This is a genomic window from Candidatus Acidulodesulfobacterium acidiphilum, from assembly GCA_008534395.1.
GTDB classification, from domain to species: domain Bacteria; phylum SZUA-79; class SZUA-79; order Acidulodesulfobacterales; family Acidulodesulfobacteraceae; genus Acidulodesulfobacterium_A; species Acidulodesulfobacterium_A acidiphilum.
Genome location: SHMQ01000004.1, coordinates 82091 through 100098, shown reverse-complemented (window position 1 = coordinate 100098; position 18008 = coordinate 82091). Strand labels below are relative to the sequence as shown.

The following is an 18008-nucleotide window of genomic DNA, read 5'->3' as shown; positions in this document are numbered from 1 at the left end:
AAGCAAATTAGTACAGGATCAGGCTTAAAAAATAATGATTAAGCCTCACGATCTATTAGTATCGGTAAGCTAAACACATTGCTGCGCTTACACACCCGACCTATCAACCTCATAGTCTATGAGGGATCTTTAGCTGTGTTGCCACAGGGGAAATCTAATCTTAGGGGGGGCTTCCCACTTAGATGCTTTCAGCGGTTATCCCTTCCGAACATAGCTACCCAGCCATTACCACTGGCGTGATAACTGGAACACTAGAGGTTCGTCCATCCCGGTCCTCTCGTACTAAGGACAGCTCCCTTCAAATTTCCTACGCCCACAACAGATAGGGACCGAACTGTCTCACGACGTTCTAAACCCAGCTCGCGTACCACTTTAATTGGCGAACAGCCAAACCCTTGGGACCTGCTACAGCCCCAGGATGTGATGAGCCGACATCGAGGTGCCAAACCTCCTCGTCGATATGAGCTCTTGGAGGAGATCAGCCTGTTATCCCCAGCGTACCTTTTATCCGTTGAGCGATGGCCCTCCCATGAGGGACCACCGGATCACTAAGACCTACTTTCGTACCTGCTCGACCCGTCAGTCTTGCAGTCAAGCTCCCTTATGCCTTTGCACTCTACAGCTGGTTTCCAATCAGCTTGAGGGAACCTTAGCGCGCCTCCGTTACTCTTTAGGAGGCGACCGCCCCAGTCAAACTACCCACCAGACATTGTCCTAAATCCGGATTACGGATTGTAGTTAGAAACACAGAAAAATAAGGGTGGTATTTCAAGGTTGACTCCACCACGGCTAGCGCCGCGGCTTCCCAGTCTCCCACCTATCCTACACATATCGTTCCATATTTCAATGCCAAGCTATAGTAAAGGTGCATGGGGTCTTTCCGTCTAGTTGCGGGTAACCGGCATCTTCACCGGTAATTCAATTTCGCTGAGCCTCTGGTTGAGACAGCGCGGAAGTCGTTACGCCATTCGTGCAGGTCGGAACTTACCCGACAAGGAATTTCGCTACCTTAGGACCGTTATAGTTACGGCCGCCGTTTACCGGGGCTTCAATTCAAAGCTTCACGCCTTGCGGCATTAACCTCTCCTTTTAACCTTCCGGCACCGGGCAGGCGTCAGTCCCTATACTTCGTCTTGCGACTTTGCAGAGACCTGTGTTTTTATTAAACAGTCGCTACCGCCATTTCATTGAAGCCTGCTAAAGCTTACAGAGTAAATCTTTAACTAAAACAGGCACACCTTATCCCGAAGTTACGGTGTCAATTTGCCGAGTTCCTTAACCAGAGTTATCTCAAGCGCCTTAGGATACTCTCCCAGTCTACCTGTGTCGGTTTGCGGTACGATTACAATATTAACTCGCTACGAGGATTTTCTTGGCAGCATGGAATCGGTCGGTTTATGAATCTTTCGACTCTCCTATTCGCATCTCGGACTTAAAGATACCCGGATTTTCCAAAGTATCAATCCTACCTGCTTAAACCTGCTATTCCGTCAGCAGGACAACCTATCCTTCTGCGTCCCCCCTTCACTGGTGACGCTAATATTGTAGTACGGGAATATTAACCCGTTTCCCATTATCTACGCCTTTCGGCCTCGACTTAGGGATCGACTAACCCTGAGAGGATTAACCTTGCTCAGGAAACCTTAGACTTACGGCGAATATGTTTTTCACATATTTTCTCGCTACTTATGTCAGCATACTCTCTTCCGATTCCTCCAGCAGTTCTTTCGATCTACCTTCAGCGGTTGTCGGAATGCTCCTCTACCCCATGTATTTACATACATAGTCGCAGCTTCGGTATCATGCTTAGCCCCGGTACATTTTAGGCGCGGATTCACTTGACCAGTGAGCTATTACGCTTTCTTTTAAGGATGGCTGCTTCTAAGCCAACCTCCTGGTTGTCAATGCGCTTCCACATCCTTTTCCACTTAGCATGAATTTTGGGACCTTAGCTGGCGATCTGGGTTGTTTCCCTTTTGACCATAGAAGTTATCTCCTACAGTCTGACTCCCGCAATAACATAACCGGTATTCGGAGTTTGATTGAGTTTGGTAGTCCGGTAAGACCCCTAGCTCATCCAGTGCTCTACCCCCGGTTACTAATTTGCGAGGCTATACCTAAATATATTTCGAGGAGAACCAGCTATCTCCAAGTTTGATTGGCCTTTCACCCCCATCCACAGTTCATCACCTAACTTTTCAACGTTAGTGTGTTCGGACCTTCACAGGATTTTACTCCTGCTTCATCCTGACCATGGATAGATCACTTGGCTTCGGGTCTATTACGTATAACTAATTCGCCCTATTAAGACTTGCTTTCGCTTCGGCTCCACCATTAACGGCTTAACCTTGCTATACATAATAACTCGCTGACTCATTATGCAAAAGGCACGCAGTCGCTCTGCTTATTATTGCTAATAAACATAGAGCTTCTACTGATTGTAAACATATGGTTTCAGATACTATTTCATTCCCCTCTCGGGGTGCTTTTCACCTTTCCCTCACGGTACTAGTTCACTATCGGTCATCCGGTAATATTTAGCCTTCGGAGATGGTCCTCCGTAATTCCTGCAAAATTTCACGTGTTCCGCAGTACTTGAGAATATCTTATGGAGACTAATTCATTTCGTTTACGGGATTATCACCCACTATGATCAACCTTTCCAGACTGTTCAACTATGAATTAATTTTGTAACTCCATCGGGTCTCTGTAAAACCCCAAAGACATCTCGTAACCCCATGCATAAAACGCTTACAGGCTATAATTATGCATGGTTTAGGCTCTTTCCGTTTCGCTCGCCGCTACTAAGGAAATCACTATTGTTTTCTTTTCCTGAGGGTACTTAGATGTTTCAGTTCCCCTCGTTCGCCTCTATAACCTATGAATTCAATTATAGATACCGAAATTTTATCTCGGTGGGTTTTCCCATTCAGAAATCACTGGATCATAGCTTGTTAGGCAGCTCCCCAATGCTTATCGCAGCTTACCGCGTCTTTCATCGCTTCCGGATACCAAGGCATCCACCATACGCTCTTAGTAACTTAATCTATATTAAAACATTCGCCTTGATCCTAATCACTAATTGCTTAATTTCACATTCAATTTTCAAAGAGCAAATAAAAAATTTAACCGGTATTAATAAAATGGTGGAGGTGAACGGAATCGAACCGATGGCCTCCTGCGTGCAAAGCAGGCGCTCTGCCATCTGAGCTACACCCCCGATATAAGCCTTAAGCTAATGGTGGGCCTATCTGGACTCGAACCAGAGACCTCACGCTTATCAGGCGTGTGCTCTAACCACCTGAGCTATAGGCCCATAAGCCTTTATAGCCAATAAATGCTAACCGGTATTTCAAAACTAAACAGCACGCTTAATATTTTACTCCCTTAAAAGGAGGTGATCCAGCCGCAGGTTCCCCTACAGCTACCTTGTTACGACTTCACCCCAATTACCGGCAACACCTTAAGCGTTAGCCTCTCTTGCGAGTTAGCATCACGATTTCTAGTATTGCAGACTTTCGTGGTGTGACGGGCGGTGTGTACAAGGCCCGGGAACGTATTCACCGCGGCATGCTGATCCGCGATTACTAGCGATTCCGACTTCATGAAGTCGAGTTGCAGACTTCAATCCGAACTGAGGACTGCTTTTTGGGATTTGCTTATTTTCACAAATTCGCTTCCCTTTGTACAGTCCATTGTAGCACGTGTGTAGCCCTGGATATAAAGGCCATGAGGACTTGACGTCATCCCCACCTTCCTTCGGTTTATCACCGACAGTTCCTTTAGAGTGCCCAACTTAATGATGGCAACTAAAAGTAAGGGTTGCGCTCGTTGCGGGACTTAACCCAACATCTCACGACACGAGCTGACGACAGCCATGCAGCACCTGTCTCTCTGTTTCCTTACGGAAAAAGCTAAATTTCTTCAGTTGTCAGAGGATGTCAAACCCAGGTAAGGTTCTTCGCGTTGCGTCGAATTAAACCACATGCTCCACCGCTTGTGCGGGCCCCCGTCAATTTCTTTGAGTTTTAATCTTGCGACCGTACTCCCCAGGCGGAACACTTAACGCGTTAGCTTGAGCACAGAAAGATAAATCTCCCCATACTTAGTGTTCATCGTTTACAGCGTGGACTACCAGGGTATCTAATCCTGTTTGCTCCCCACGCTTTCGCGTCTCAGCGTCAGAAATGGTCCAGAAAGCCGCCTTCGCCGCCGGTGTTCTTCCTAATATCTACGAATTTCACCTCTACACTAGGAATTCCGCTTCCCCCTACCACTCTCTAGTCTAACAGTTTTAAGTGCACTTTTCAGGTTGAGCCTGAAGATTTCACACCTAACTTATTAAACCGCCTACACGCCCTTTACGCCCAGTAATTCCGAACAACGCTTGCACCCTCCGTCTTACCGCGGCTGCTGGCACGGAGTTAGCCGGTGCTTTCTCTAATAATACCGTCAATCCCGTATTGTATTAGAATGCGGGAGTTTCTTCTTATTTAACAGAGCTTTACAACCCGAAGGCCTTCATCGCTCACACGGCGTTGCTGCGTCAGGGTTTCCCCCATTGCGCAATATTCCCCACTGCTGCCTCCCGTAGGAGTCTGGACCGTGTTTCAGTTCCAGTGTGGCTGATCATCCTCTCAGACCAGCTAACCATCTTTGTCTTGGTAGGCCATTACCCTGCCAACTAACTAATGGTCCATAGGCTCATTTATAATCGATAGCATTGTGAAGAGGCCACCTTTGGTACCGCATCTTGTGACACGGTACGTTATCCGGTATTAGCAGTCCTTTCGAACTGTTATCCCGAACTTATAAGTAGATTACCTATGTATTACTCACCCGTTCGCCACTTTACTCATCCCTTGCGGGACTTTCACGTACGACTTGCATGTGTTAGGCACGCCGCCAGCGTTTGTTCTGAGCCAGAATCAAACTCTCTATAACAATAAATTATTATCAAGAAATTAACTGATTTGTTTTTAATGCTTTTTAATGCGTGCTGTTTAGTTCTCAAAGACCGATCTTCATTAGCAGGTTTGTTTAATACCTAATCTCGAAGTGTTAAAATAGTATATAAAAATGTTAAATCAATGTCAAGCGTTTTTTTAATCTTTTTTTAATTTTATTTTAAATATTTTTTTCTTTCCGGATTTTATAATAAATTCTTCAATGTTTTCAGCTACTTGAAAAAAGTCCTGCCCTACCTTAGACTCAATATTTTTTTCATTTAAAGTATCGAAATATATCTTAACCGCCCCCTGTTTGATAAGCCTTTTTGCTTCGCTTTTACTGGACGCGGCATCAACCTTTACTAAAAAATCTACTATTATATCAGACGAAACCGACGCTGTATTAATATTTTTATATTCGTTTTGCTTTGTTTCACCTTTTAAAAAATTACCGTATTCTTCATATTCAAGTTCAATAACCGTAAGGTCTTCCGGATTCACCTTCTTTTGAAACTTATCTTCAAAGTATTTTAGCGCTTTATCCGATTCGGTTTTATCGTAATATCTTTCTACTATCTCTGCGGCAAGTCTTTTTTTTGCAATTATTGGATTTAAACCGCCTTTTAATTCGGCTATTAAATTTTTTAATTCGTTATTCGATATAAAACTAAGGAGTTCATAGTATTTTATCATTATTTCGTCGGAGACAGACATTATCTTGCCGAACATATCGTTTGGTTCGTCTGAAACGCCTATATGGTTTCCAAGAGATTTGCTCATTTTGTTTTTGCCGTCCAAACCTTCAAGAAGCGGCATAGTCATTATAACCTGGGAAGCAAGTCCGAAACTTTTCATCAATTCGCGTCCCACTATAAGATTAAATTTCTGATCATTGCCGCCTATTTCGACGTCGGCTTCAAGAAACAATGAATCGAAACCCTGCAGAAGAGGATAGATAAATTCATGCATTGCAATAGGCCTGTTATCCTGGAATCTTTTTTCGAAATCGTCTTTTTCAAGCATTCTTCTGACCGTATAGTTAGAAGAAATCTTAATAAATTCGTCAAGATTTAAGTTTGACAGCCACCAGCTGTTAAAAAGGATTTTAGTTTTTTCCGGTTTTAAAATTTTAAAAGCTTGAGCTTTATAATCTTTAGAGTTTTTCAATACTTCTTCTCTCGAAAGCGGTTTTCGCGTCTCCGACTTTCCCGTAGGATCGCCTATCATTGCCGTAAAATCGCCTATTATGAAATATACTATATGACCCAAATCCTGAAAAGTCCGCAGTTTGTTTAACAAAACGGTATGTCCGAGATGTATGTCCGGAGAAGTAGGATCGAAACCGGCTTTTATTTTCAGCGGTATATTATTAGATACGGAATATAAAAGTTTTTCGTAAAGTCCTTCTTCTTTTATGAGCTCGACGCTTCCTCTTTTAATAGAGTCTATCTGCCTGTCGATTTCGATTTCTATCTCTTTTTTTAACATATTTAATTAAGTGGCTATTTTATAAATTTATCCGAATTTTTTCAATATTCTTACTTAATTTCGTTTTTTTGTCAATAGTAACTGCTACTCCGTTTAGTGCGATATCGTTTTCTTCCGGCTCGAATCTTTCGGGTATTCCGGTTAAATATCGTCTAATAGCTATTTCTTTATTTGTTCCGAGAACCGAATATTTTGAGCCTACCATTCCTACGTCGGTAATATAAGCGGTACCTTTAGGCAGAATAATATCGTCGTTAGTCTGTACATGCGTATGGGTACCCAGAAAAGCAGAAACTTCTCCGTCTAAATACAGCGCAAGCGCTTCTTTTTCTGAAGTAGCTTCAGCGTGAAAATCGATAATAATCGCATCGGATTTATCTCGAACTTCCTTTATAATATCTTTAGCAACTGTAAAAGGAGAATCGGACAGAGCTTTCATAAAAACTCTTCCTTCTAAATTTACAACGGCTATTTTTCTATTAAATTTCGAATCGAATATTCCAAAACCTTTTCCATGAGATAAAGAAGGGTAATTTGCAGGACGCAAAAGCCTTTCATGATTATTAATATATGGAATTATGTTTTTTTGGTCCCATATATGGTTGCCTGTAGTTATAACGTCAATGTCTAAATTAAATAAAAAATCTGCGACATCCGGGGTTATCCCCATTCCGTGAGCGGCATTTTCGCCGTTTGCAATAATGAATTCAGGGTTATATTTATCTATTAACGAACCTATAAGCGATTTTACTGCCAAACGACCCGGTTTTCCAATAATATCCCCTATGAAAAGAATATTAATTTCGTTGTTATTTAGCAAATTCCGTAGCCCTCGTTTCCCTGATGACCGTAACTTTAATCTGACCCGGATACTGCATAGTGTTTTCTATTTTTTTTGCTATATCTTTAGATAATACTACCGAATCTTCGTCTGAAATTTTTTGACTCTGAACTATCGCCCTGATTTCTCTTCCTGCCTGTATTACGTAACTTTTTGCAACTCCGCTGAAAGAGTTTGCTATAGATTCAAGATCTTCGAGACGCTTTACGTATGTCTCGAACATTTCTTTTCTGGCACCGGGTCTTGCGGCGCTGAGAGCATCGGCAGCAGAAACCAGAACTGCAAGCACGCTGTTCGGCTCTTCATCGAAATGATGGGCGGCAATAGCATGAACCACTTTAGGCGATTCGCCGAATTTTTTTGCAAGATCGGCACCTATTATAGCATGCGAACCTTCTACTTCATGGTCGACAGCCTTGCCTATGTCATGTAAAAGCCCTGCTCTTTTAGCCTGTTTAACGTTGATATTTAATTCGGAAGCCATTATTCCGCAAAGGAATGCAACTTCAATCGAATGGTTATATACGTTTTGCGAATAACTCGTCCTGTATTTTAATCTGCCTAGAAGTTTAAGAAGTTCAGGATGTACTCCGTGAATTCCGACGTCGAACGTTGCCTGCTCTCCGGCTTCCTTCATAGTCTGATTAAGTTCTTCTTCAACTTTTACGACTATTTCCTCTATTCTTGCAGGATGAATTCTGCCGTCGGCAATCAATCTTTCCAAAGAAAGCTTGGCTATTTCTCTCTTAATAGGATTAAAAGAAGATAGAATAACAGCTTCAGGCGTTTCGTCTATTATTAAATCGACTCCGGTAGCGGCTTCGAGAGCGCGTATATTTCTACCCTCCCTGCCTATAATTCTGCCTTTCATTTCATCGCTTGGAAGTTGAACGGAAGATATAGATTTTTCTGCGACATAATCTCCGGCATAACGCTGTATAGCCGTAGCTATAATTTCTTTAGCTTTTTTATCCGCAATCTCTCTTGTTTCGTCCTCTATCCTCTTAATCGCTTTGGCGGATTCGTGCTTAGCTTCTTCAGTTATTGAATTTATAAGAATATTTTTTGCTTCCGTGGACGTCATGCCGGATATTTTTTCTAATTCGGCGATATTTTCTTTAATTTTGTCTTCTATCAATTTCTCTTTTTCGGAGATTGCTTTTTCGGATTGAGCAAGAATTTTTTCCCTTCTCATAAAATCGCTTTCTTTTTTCTCTATCAAAGATATTCTTTTTTCAAGATTGTCTTCTTTGAAGGATAATCTTTTATCGAGCTGATTTAATTCCTGCTTTTGAAGCCTTATTTCTTCGTCGGCAATTTCCTTTAGCCTTATAGATTCGGATTTAGCGGCTAAAACGGCTTCTTTCTTAATTTCTTCGGCTTTTTTTTCTGCTTCTCCGATAATATTAGCGGCTTTATAAGAAGAACTGCTTAACGAACCTTTGTCTACAAAATATTTAACTAAAAAACCGGCAACGAAAAATATTGCGGCAGTAATAATTATTAAAATCGGTAAAATATACCCAGTCATTTGTTTTCTCCTTATTTACTGCAAATCATAGTTCTATATCAACTTTATAGATTCCATTTTCCGTAATTATTGAATTCATTTTTACGTCTTCAGGCTCAAACTCCAATACATCGTTTTTAATAAACTGAAAGTCGTAACAAACGCCGATAAAATGAGAATTTTCGGCTTTTTTTAAAGACCTGTCGTAACAACCTTTGCCGTATCCAACCCTGTTTCCATATATATCAAAAGCTAACCCCGGCACAAAAAAAACATCTATATCTTTTTCGTCTATTTTATGACCGTTTTTTGGACTTAAAATACCGAAAGAATCCCTTTTCATAAGGTCTATGCTTTCAAATTTATAAAAACACATCCGTCCGCCGTTATCGCAAAATGGCATAAAAAACCGTATATCGCCGTTTTTGTTTTCGTCAATGAGATACTCTATCCTGACCTCATTTTTTATACTCATATATATTACGATTTTTTTAAATAGATTTAATATAATATAATCGTAAGCAATTTTGGAAATATTTAAGCTTGCCGCATTAATGTACGGTTCAGTTAATTCTATCCTTTTATTTTTCATTAATTCTCTTGCATCTTTTTTATTTATCATTTTAAAAGGTGTGATAAAATAGCGGAAGAAATAAAGAGAGAAAGGATAACCCCGCATGTACCGAAGAGATTTTTAAAATTGGACCTATAAAAAAATAGGTGGTAATCGTTTACCTGCTGAAAAAAGGAATTTTTGTTCCCAAAATTCCTTACCGTAGCAGACAGTGACAATCCCTTTCTATCCAACTGTTGGGTCAATTTTAACAACCAGCATCAAATACCGCAGGGTTTATAAAAAATTAAAATACTGCTAAATACTTATATTAAGACTTAGATATATATTTATATATATTATTTACTTTTTCCAAAACCCTTCTGCTCTCGTTATTAGTCTCCATTTTATTAGACATAAAATCATCCGCAATATTAAGCGCGGTTAAAACGGCTATGTTAAAAGAATCTACAGATCTAGTTTTTTTAACCACTTCATCCGCTTTTGCATTGATGTATTCCGCTAAAGATTCCAAATACTTTCTGTCTTTATCGCTGTTTAAAATAAATTTACGATTTAAAATTTTTAATTCTATAAGTTCGCTCATAACTGTATAGAATCTAAATTATTTAATATTTCATCTATTTTTTTTACTACAAAATCATTATCTGTTTCATAAGTTGAAATTTTATCTTTTAACTCTTTAATTTCATCATCTTTTGTTTTAACCTCCGCTAATAGTTTATCTCGTTCCGTTTTAATTTTCTCAAACGATTCCTTAATTAAAATAACCTTTTCTTCTATTATGCTTAAATTATTAATATCCATTTTTTGATTTCCCGAAAATAATTCATTCATAAGTTTAATTGCTAAATTTATTGATTAAATTGCACTGAATTATGCCGAAGTATATAAATGCGCGTAAGGTCTTGCGCTTGAAGGCACAATTTTATAAAACGGTTTTTTATATATCTCTTCTACGGATATATTGAAACTGTTTGAAAAGTCTGTTAAATATTCTTTTAAGAAATCTGCATCTTTATCGTCTATTTCATAAATCTCGGCTTCATTTGAAAACTTTGAAAAATCTATTTTTTTTCTAATAAATATAGTGCCTCCGTGCATGCCGGAAGCAAAATAATCTATATCTAATTCATCGGAATCATCGTCTTCCAGCCCCAGCAATACTATTACGCCGCCGGCCATATATTCTGCAAAGAAACTTCCTACTTTTCCTCCTATAATAATAACCGGCAGTTGTTCATTATATCCCTTCATATGAATCCCGACTCTGTAACCGGCATTACCCCTGATATATATCCTGCCTCCTCTCATGCCGTATCCTACTACGTCTCCGGCATCTCCGTTAATTATGATTTTACCGGCATTCATAGTATTGCCCACATTGTCCTGAGCATTATTGTTTACCGTTAAAGTAGGACCGTCCATAAAGGCTCCTAAATCGTTTCCCGGCGTTCCTTCTATATTGATAACTACATCGTCGCCTTTTATACCGTCGCCGATATAATACTGACCGTTAACGTTTTCTATAAAAAATTTTTTTATCCCGTTTGCTATGCCTTCTCTTATGAGCCTGTTAAGCTCTTTATAGTGCATTCCAGCTGCATCAATCGTCATCATATCCTTTTTTTATTGCTCCTTTTAATATATGATAATATTATATTCTAATTTTTACAAGCCGGCATGCTTAATTCCTAAGGCTTTTAATTCGGCGTCGGTTAATTCTATACCCCTTAATCTTTCTCTGGAGCCTCTCAAACTTTCTATGGAATTAACACCCATTGCTCCTAATACTTCCTGTATCTCGTGGCTCCATGCCGAAATAAGATTATATAATCTTTCTCCGTAAACTTCAGGATCCAATCTGCGAACAAGTTCCGGCCTTTGGGTAGTAATACCCCAGCTGCAATTTCCGGTATTGCATTTGCCGCAAACATGACAACCCATGACTATTAATGCCGCCGTCCCGATTGCTACGGCGTCTGCTCCTAGAGCGATAGCTTTTACGGCATCTGCGCTGGATCTTATGCTTCCTGCGGCTATTATAGAAGCTTCGTTTCTTATGCCTTCTTCCCTCAATCTCTCGTCAACCTGTGCAAGAGCAAGTTCAATCGGTATTCCCACATGGTCCCTGATAACGATAGGAGCGGCACCGGTCCCGCCGGAATATCCGTCAATATAAACTATGTCTGCGCCAGCTCTTACTATGCCGCTTACTATTGCGGCTATATTATGAACCGCAGCTACTTTAACCGATACCGGCTTTTCGTAATCTGTAGCTTCTTTAATTGCATATATAAGCTGTCTTAAATCTTCAATAGAATAAATATCGTGATGAGGTGCGGGAGAAATAGCGTCAGTTCCAACAGGAATCATCCTTGTCCTAGAAATATCGATTCCGATTTTTTCACCTGGAAGATGTCCGCCTATACCGGGTTTTGCGCCCTGTCCTATCTTAATTTCTACTGCCACGCCGCTGTTTAAATAATCCCTGTGAACGCCGAATCGTCCGGATGCAACCTGAACTATAATATTTTTGCCGAAAGGCACTAAATCGTCATGCAGTCCGCCTTCACCGGTATTCATAACTATTCCTAACGCCCTTGCCGCTAAGGCCATAGCCTTTTGGGCATTAAGAGAGATAGACCCGTATGACATAGCGCCGAAAACAAAGGGCGTTTGAAGTTCTATTTGAGGCGGCATTTTTGTTTTTAAAACAGGTTCGCCTTTTTCGTCGAAATCCAAGTCTAATTTTGAAGGTTTCTTGCCGAGATACGTTCTTAACTCCATAGGCTCTCTTAAAGGATCTATAGAAGGGTTAGTAACCTGACAGGCGTCCAGAAGTATATGGTCAAAATATTTTTTATATTTAAACGTGGTACCCATTCCTGAAATAACTATACCACCTGTTTCGGACTGTCTCCAGATATTTTTCACGAGCGGTTCCTGCCAGTTCGCATTTTCTCTGATAACGGTAGGATTTTTAATTATAGAAATAGCTCCTTCGGGGCAGTAGGTGTAACATCTGCCGCATGCTACGCATTTAGAATGGTCTGCAAGAATCTTGTCTCCGCCGAAACTGTAAGTTCCCCATCCGCAATTTTGGATGCATCTTTTACATCTCACGCATTTATTATGATCTATGACCGCTAAATATTCCGATTGAATATTGGAAAAAGAAGATTTTGTCATAAACTAAGCAGTCCTCCCTTCAAAGACGTCTTTTCTTTTATATCGTCAAACTCTACCATAACCGGTTCTCCTGCTTTCGGAGACCAAATCATGTCCGGAAACTGACAAACTGCACGAATAGCGGCTTCTTCCGAAGCGACGTATGTAAAATCGCCATTAGAAGCTGCGACAAGCGGCCTAAGTTTTATTCTATCGTTCATAGCCACCATGCCGCCCGAATATCCAAAAACTATAGCAAAAGGTCCGTTTAAAAGTGCGCTTCCGTAAACCTGTCTTAACGCCGTAAATAAATTTTTTTTGTCGTTTTCCATTTTATCTATTTTTTGATAAAACGGAGAAGCGAGCACCGTTAAAGCCAAACGTACGGGAATTTTATGTTTTCTTATTAAAAGATCTAAAATGTAGGTTATAACTTCCGTATCCGTTCTTAATGCCAGATTATATTTATACATCTCTAAATATCTTTTATTGATTCCGTAAGAAGATATTTCTCCGTTATGGACTATAGACCAGTCCAAAAGCGTAAAAGGATGTGCGCCTCCCCACCAGCCGGGGGTATTTGTAGGAAATCTGTTGTGCGCCGTCCACATATAACCTTCTATTTCTTCGAGTCTGTAAAAATCTGCTACGTCTTCCGGATAACCTACGCCTTTAAATGCTCCCATATTTTTTCCGCTTGAAAACACATAAGCGCCGTCATAATTTTGATTAATGAGCATAACGCTATTTACCACAAAATCATCGTCTTCCAACTCGTGAAACAACTTATCCTGCCTGTCGGATTTAGGTTTTATAAAATAACGGTGAAGATATGGATGGTCGTAAATTTTAGACGTCTTAAATGTAGGAATAGGCTCCTCTTTTTCCACGATGAAATTATTTCTTAGATATTCTTCGACGTCGGCCTTAGCGGAAAGATTATCGTACATTATATGGAAAGCGTAAAGATCGGCATAATCGGGATAATTGCCGTAAACGGCAAAACCGCCTCCTAAACCGTTTCCTCTGTCATGTTCCACCGATATAGCTTTTTTAATGTCGCTTCCGTTGGTCTTAACCTTTTTGGCGTTTATAATGCCGCATAGACCGCAGCCGGATATGTCTCTTTCCGTATTAAATTTATTTTTTATTTTTAACACTTTAATACCTCTACTTTTCGTAAATTTATTTATAAAACATACTTATAATTAAATATAACATATATACGTTTTTTTAACAATAAACCTATAAAATATTTTCGTCTAATATTCTTTTAAACTCATTATCTAAAACCTTTTTAGCGGGAGGAAGCCCCAGCTTTTTGCGCATTCCTTCCTGAGGATCGCCGAGCCTTAAAGTTTTAAAGAAAAGCTCTCCCGCTTTTTTAACTTTCTGCGGACCGACATCGTTTTTTAGCGCAAGATTTTTTAAAGTCGTAAGAACCTTTTCCCAACTGTAATTTTGAGGGCATAATTCGACGCATGTATGACATTCGAGACATTCCCATACTATTTTTGACGACATAGCTCTTTCGATATCGTTTTCTAAAATCATTTTTATTACTAAAGGCGGATTATAAGATTCAAAAGAAAGGCTCATAGGGCAGTCGTTTTTGCATGCGCCGCAGTTATAGCATCTGACTAACGAATCTTTATCGAAAATAGTAGTATAATCGGTTACAGCCTTAATTTTTTTAAATTTTTCAAGAAATTTTCCGGCTTTTATTTTATGCTGAGAAATTAGTTCTTCCGCTTCTTCTATGCCGAAAGCCAGACACATTAGCTCTTCTAAGGTTATAACCGGTATCTGACGCTTTACGCCTTCTTTCAAAAGCATATACTGGTTCGTGTCGAACTGCGTAAAGCACGAAGGACAAACGGTTGTGATTATGTCGGCTCCGCTTTCGTTAACGGCATCAAGTTTTATTCTTGCCATGACGAGAGATTTATCGTGTTCATCCACCCTGTCTAATGCCTGTCCGCAGCACATCATTTTGTTTTTATACTGGACCACGTTAGCTCCTAGAGCTTTTAAAATATTGTCGTATTTACGCGGCTCAAAAGGAGAATCGAAATTTATGGAATGCGACGGCCTTACTAAATGGCATCCGTAGTGTATTGCAATATTTAAACCTTTCAGCGGATACTTAACGTTTGCCCTTATTTTATCCAGCCCCACTTCGTCGTGGAGATGTTCTATAAAATGGTAAACGGACGTTTCGCCGGAAAAATTAAGATTTATTTTCTCTAGAGTTTCGTTAATTTTTTTCTGATACGGAAGGTCGGAAGCAACCTTGTTTCTAATCTGCTTAAGATTGGAATAACATCCTGTACACACGGAAATTATATCTGCATTCTGTTTCTCCGCAAGCGCTATATTCCGAATACCGGTTAAATCAAAAAGATTTTCGTCTATATTTTTAATTAAAGATTTTTCCGGACAGCACGTAAAAGAATCGATATCTTTATGTTTTATATTAAGCCTGTCCAAGACTAATCTCGTAGCTTTTTCCATAAACGGAAACTTAGCCTGTATAGTACATCCCCAAAAAAAAGTATATTCTCTATTCATATTTATTTTTTATTGTTATATAATTAATATAATATTGCTATTTATGCATATTCTATTTATTAAGTTATTAAAAAATAAACCGAGCATAAAATATGCATTATAAACAGTATAAAATATATTAAAAAAAAATTCAATTTTAAAATTATTTTTTTAAAAAACTATGGACATTTTTAATCAAGTCCAGCTTTTTGGATCGGCATCGGATTCGTCGTCGGACGTAAATTACGAAAAATCTTTTGCTTCTGCAAATATGCCTATTGCTATAAAAGGGGTTAAAGACGAAATAATTTACATGAACGAGCAGGCTAAAGTTCTTTCTAATTATTCCGGAGGTTCGATATTCATTTCTTATGACGAAAAATTGCCGGACGATATAATAAGAATCAATGAATTAACCGGTTTAAACATCAATAAAAAAGTTGACTTGAAAATGGCTTCAGGCAGAATCGACCAAAAATTTTTCCGTATAGACGGGATAACGCTTTTAAATAAATTCGGACTATTCTCGGGAACTTTGTTTATATATAACGAGTTCACGGCATCGGTAAAGTACTTTTTGAATTCAAGCGCAAAACAGGGAATCAATAATTGCGTTTTCGACGAAATTACAGGCTTAATGCTAAAAAGCCAATTTAAAGAATTTTTTTCAAGAGAGACCGAAAGAGCTGAAAGATACCGCATTCCTTTGTCGGTAACCGTATTTTATTTTGAAAATTTAGTATTTTTCGGACAATCTTTCGGAAACGAAAAGCTTAATCAAGTGTTAAAATATATAGGTATTTATTTTAAGCAAAAATTAAGAAAAACGGACATAATTTTTAGAATAGATTTTAATGATTTCATAGGAATTCTGCCTCATACTAATTATGAAAACGCCGATAAAAAATTTAAAAAAATTAAAGAGGAATTCAATCAGCTTTTAAAATTTCCGGAAAACGTAAAACCCAAATTTATATACGGTATTTCCGAATTAAATTTAAAAAAACATTATAAGAATTACGAACTGATTCTTGAAGAAGCAAAATTAGATATGTCGCAGAGAAACAGTTTATCCGTTAAGCAGGATACCGGATACACTTTTTAAATATTTATAAGAAGAAATCAAAGAAAACAGTATGCTGATAAAAATAAGGATTAATCCTATATCTCCAAAATTTAAATAAAAATGTTTGTAATATATAAGAAGACAAAGTATTCCAAACATTTGAAATGCGGTTTTCCACTTTCCTTCTCTGCCTGCCGGTATTACAACGCCTTTTTCGCTTGCTATAGCTCTTAGACCGGTAACGAATATTTCCCTGAAAATTATTACGGCTACGACCCAGGCAGGAATTCTTTGCATCGGAATAAGCATAATTAATATAGTAACGACGAGCAGTTTGTCGGCTATAGGATCTAAAAAAATCCCCAAATTAGTTACAATGTTTTTTTTCCTTGCAATATAACCGTCGATAAAATCCGTTGCAATAGCGGCAGCAAAAAAAACAGCGGCGGCTATTCCGTAAATTTCTTTATTAAAAAAGAGCAGAAAAAATATTACGGGTATAATTAATATTCTTGAAAAAGTAAGTATATTTGGGATGTTATATATCTGTTTATTGGATTTCATTTTATTTATTTTTGCTATTAAAGTTTATCGCCCGTCGTAATAATTTAATACCTCTTTTACATAATTTTGGGTTTCCCCGTAAGGAGGTATTCCGCCGTATTTATTTACAGCCCTGCTTCCCGCATTATAAGCGGCAAGAGCCAGCTGCAAATTCCCGTTATATTTTATTATCAGGCTTTTTAAATATTCAGTGCCGCCGTAAATATTTTGAGACGGATTAAACGGATCGGACACATTCAGCATTTTTTGCGTTTGAGGCATAAGCTGCATTAGTCCTTCCGCTCCCTTATCGGAAACGGCGCTGCTGTCATATCCCGATTCGACTTTTATAACCGCCTCGATAAGTTTTGGGCTTACTTGGTATTTCTTTGAAGCTTTTAAAATAATTTGCTTGTATAAATTACTGCCGTAGCCGTCAAATTTAGGGTTATTATAATTTTTAGTGCGCATATAAAGACTGTAGCCGTTAGAAACCGGAACGTTGGAAAAATATACCGTTCCGTTTTTACCGACGCGCATATATATGTCGGCTGCGGCATTACGCGCACAAACTTCTGCCGCAAACGCTATGAAAAAAAATGCAGATAAAAAAAATAAATAATTCTTCATAAACTCTCGTGCAATAAAGCATTCAAAACTGCGGCGGCGGGAGAACTTCCGCCGAAATTTCCAAAATTTCCTATAGAATTGAATATATCGTTTTCATATAATAAAGTTTTAGATTCCGAAGCGCCTACAAACCCTACGGGCATACCTACAATCAAAGAAGGAAAATAGTTAGAAGTTTTTGTTAATTCTCCGCAATAATCTATAACGGCAAGCAATGCGGTAGGAGCATTCCCTATAACTATTATATCCGGTAAAATTTCACCGATTGCATGCCTTATTGCAACTGCCGATTTTGTCTGTCCTGTCGATTTGGGCAGGTTTTCATGATTTATAAAGCAATTAACATCTAAAACCGCTTTTTTGTTTACGTTTTTGCTTATTCCGGCTTTCGTCATTTCGGAATCGCAAACTATCTTTAACGGTTCATTTTTAGCAATTTTATCTTTGATAAGTTCTATTGTTTTTTCCGCCGGTTTATTTTTAAAAAAAACCGAGCCGGCATAGCTTACGTCGCTCGTAGCATGTATAACTCTTTTTACTATTTGCTGCTCTAAACATGAATATTTGTTATGAAAACCTGCATTGTCTTCAAGCAATGATTCTACTATCTTAATGCTCTTTTCGTAAATATTTTCTCCTGCATTTATAACGGCGCTTTGATTCATGTTTAGTATGTTTTATTTTAA

General features: G+C 38.8%; 14 protein-coding genes, 2 tRNA genes and 2 rRNA genes. 1 reads left to right on the top strand and 17 read right to left on the bottom strand.

The features are described from left to right. Nucleotides 1-27: 27 nt before the first annotated feature. From EVJ48_02520 to EVJ48_02455, 14 genes are all read right to left on the bottom strand, one after another. Nucleotides 28-3052 (bottom strand): 23S ribosomal RNA (locus EVJ48_02520). 92 nt (nt 3053-3144) lie between these two features. Continuing rightward, nucleotides 3145-3220, bottom strand: a tRNA-Ala gene (locus EVJ48_02515). A gap of 19 nt (nt 3221-3239) precedes the next feature. Beyond that, nucleotides 3240-3316, bottom strand: a tRNA-Ile gene (locus EVJ48_02510). A gap of 74 nt (nt 3317-3390) precedes the next feature. Then, a 16S ribosomal RNA gene (locus EVJ48_02505) occupies nt 3391-4943 on the bottom strand. The 16S and 23S rRNA genes sit together here with 2 tRNA genes alongside, the layout of an rRNA operon. Nucleotides 4944-5105: 162 nt before the next feature. Then, nucleotides 5106-6437, bottom strand: coding sequence for a tyrosine--tRNA ligase (locus tag EVJ48_02500; GenBank protein RZV40063.1), 1332 nt, complete (start codon nt 6435-6437; stop codon nt 5106-5108). Nucleotides 6438-6456: 19 nt separating this feature from the next. Beyond that, nucleotides 6457-7239, bottom strand: coding sequence for a TIGR00282 family metallophosphoesterase (locus EVJ48_02495; protein RZV40091.1), 783 nt, complete (start codon nt 7237-7239; stop codon nt 6457-6459). 7 nt (nt 7240-7246) lie between these two features. Beyond that, nucleotides 7247-8809 (bottom strand): ribonuclease Y, encoded by a 1563-nt coding sequence (rny, locus tag EVJ48_02490; GenBank protein RZV40062.1) that lies wholly within the window; start codon nt 8807-8809, stop codon nt 7247-7249. 25 nt (nt 8810-8834) lie between these two features. Beyond that, a complete protein-coding gene (locus tag EVJ48_02485) occupies nt 8835-9467 on the bottom strand; it encodes a 5-formyltetrahydrofolate cyclo-ligase (protein RZV40061.1) in 633 nt (210 codons plus the stop codon). A 205-nt stretch (nt 9468-9672) separates the two neighbouring features. Further along, entirely contained in the window at nt 9673-9948 is a 276-nt protein-coding gene (locus tag EVJ48_02480; protein RZV40060.1) for a cell division protein ZapA, read from the bottom strand. Continuing rightward, on the bottom strand, nt 9945-10169 hold the full coding sequence (locus EVJ48_02475) for a hypothetical protein (GenBank protein ID RZV40059.1): 225 nt from the start codon (nt 10167-10169) through the stop codon (nt 9945-9947). The genes EVJ48_02480 and EVJ48_02475 overlap by 4 nt, the downstream gene beginning before the upstream one ends. Nucleotides 10170-10238: 69 nt before the next feature. After that, entirely contained in the window at nt 10239-10979 is a 741-nt protein-coding gene (locus EVJ48_02470; protein RZV40090.1) for a hypothetical protein, read from the bottom strand. Between the two features lie 54 nt (nt 10980-11033). Continuing rightward, nucleotides 11034-12554: an FMN-binding glutamate synthase family protein gene (locus tag EVJ48_02465; protein RZV40058.1), complete on the bottom strand. Its 1521-nt coding sequence runs from the start codon at nt 12552-12554 to the stop codon at nt 11034-11036. Continuing rightward, on the bottom strand, nt 12551-13684 hold the full coding sequence (locus tag EVJ48_02460; GenBank protein RZV40089.1) for a hypothetical protein: 1134 nt from the start codon (nt 13682-13684) through the stop codon (nt 12551-12553). Before EVJ48_02460 ends, EVJ48_02465 begins: the two co-directional genes overlap by 4 nt. Nucleotides 13685-13778: 94 nt before the next feature. Next, nucleotides 13779-15104, bottom strand: a complete 1326-nt coding sequence (locus EVJ48_02455) for a 4Fe-4S dicluster domain-containing protein (GenBank protein ID RZV40057.1) — start codon at nt 15102-15104, stop codon at nt 13779-13781. 160 nt (nt 15105-15264) lie between these two features. Between EVJ48_02455 and EVJ48_02450 the strand changes: the two genes are divergently transcribed. Next, entirely contained in the window at nt 15265-16188 is a 924-nt protein-coding gene (locus tag EVJ48_02450) for a diguanylate cyclase (GenBank protein RZV40056.1), read from the top strand. Here EVJ48_02450 and pgsA read toward each other — a convergent pair. From pgsA to cbiC, 3 genes are read right to left on the bottom strand one after another with little or no spacing between them, the layout of a single operon-like run. Beyond that, on the bottom strand, nt 16153-16713 hold the full coding sequence (gene pgsA / locus EVJ48_02445) for a CDP-diacylglycerol--glycerol-3-phosphate 3-phosphatidyltransferase (GenBank protein RZV40055.1): 561 nt from the start codon (nt 16711-16713) through the stop codon (nt 16153-16155). The two genes, EVJ48_02450 and pgsA, sit on opposite strands and share 36 nt — an antisense overlap. A gap of 24 nt (nt 16714-16737) precedes the next feature. Next, the gene (locus EVJ48_02440; GenBank protein RZV40054.1) at nt 16738-17322 is read right to left on the bottom strand and encodes a lytic transglycosylase domain-containing protein; all 585 of its coding nucleotides are present in this window, start codon (nt 17320-17322) and stop codon (nt 16738-16740) included. Next, entirely contained in the window at nt 17319-17987 is a 669-nt protein-coding gene (cbiC, locus tag EVJ48_02435; protein ID RZV40053.1) for a precorrin-8X methylmutase, read from the bottom strand. Before cbiC ends, EVJ48_02440 begins: the two co-directional genes overlap by 4 nt. Nucleotides 17988-18008: the final 21 nt, after the last annotated feature.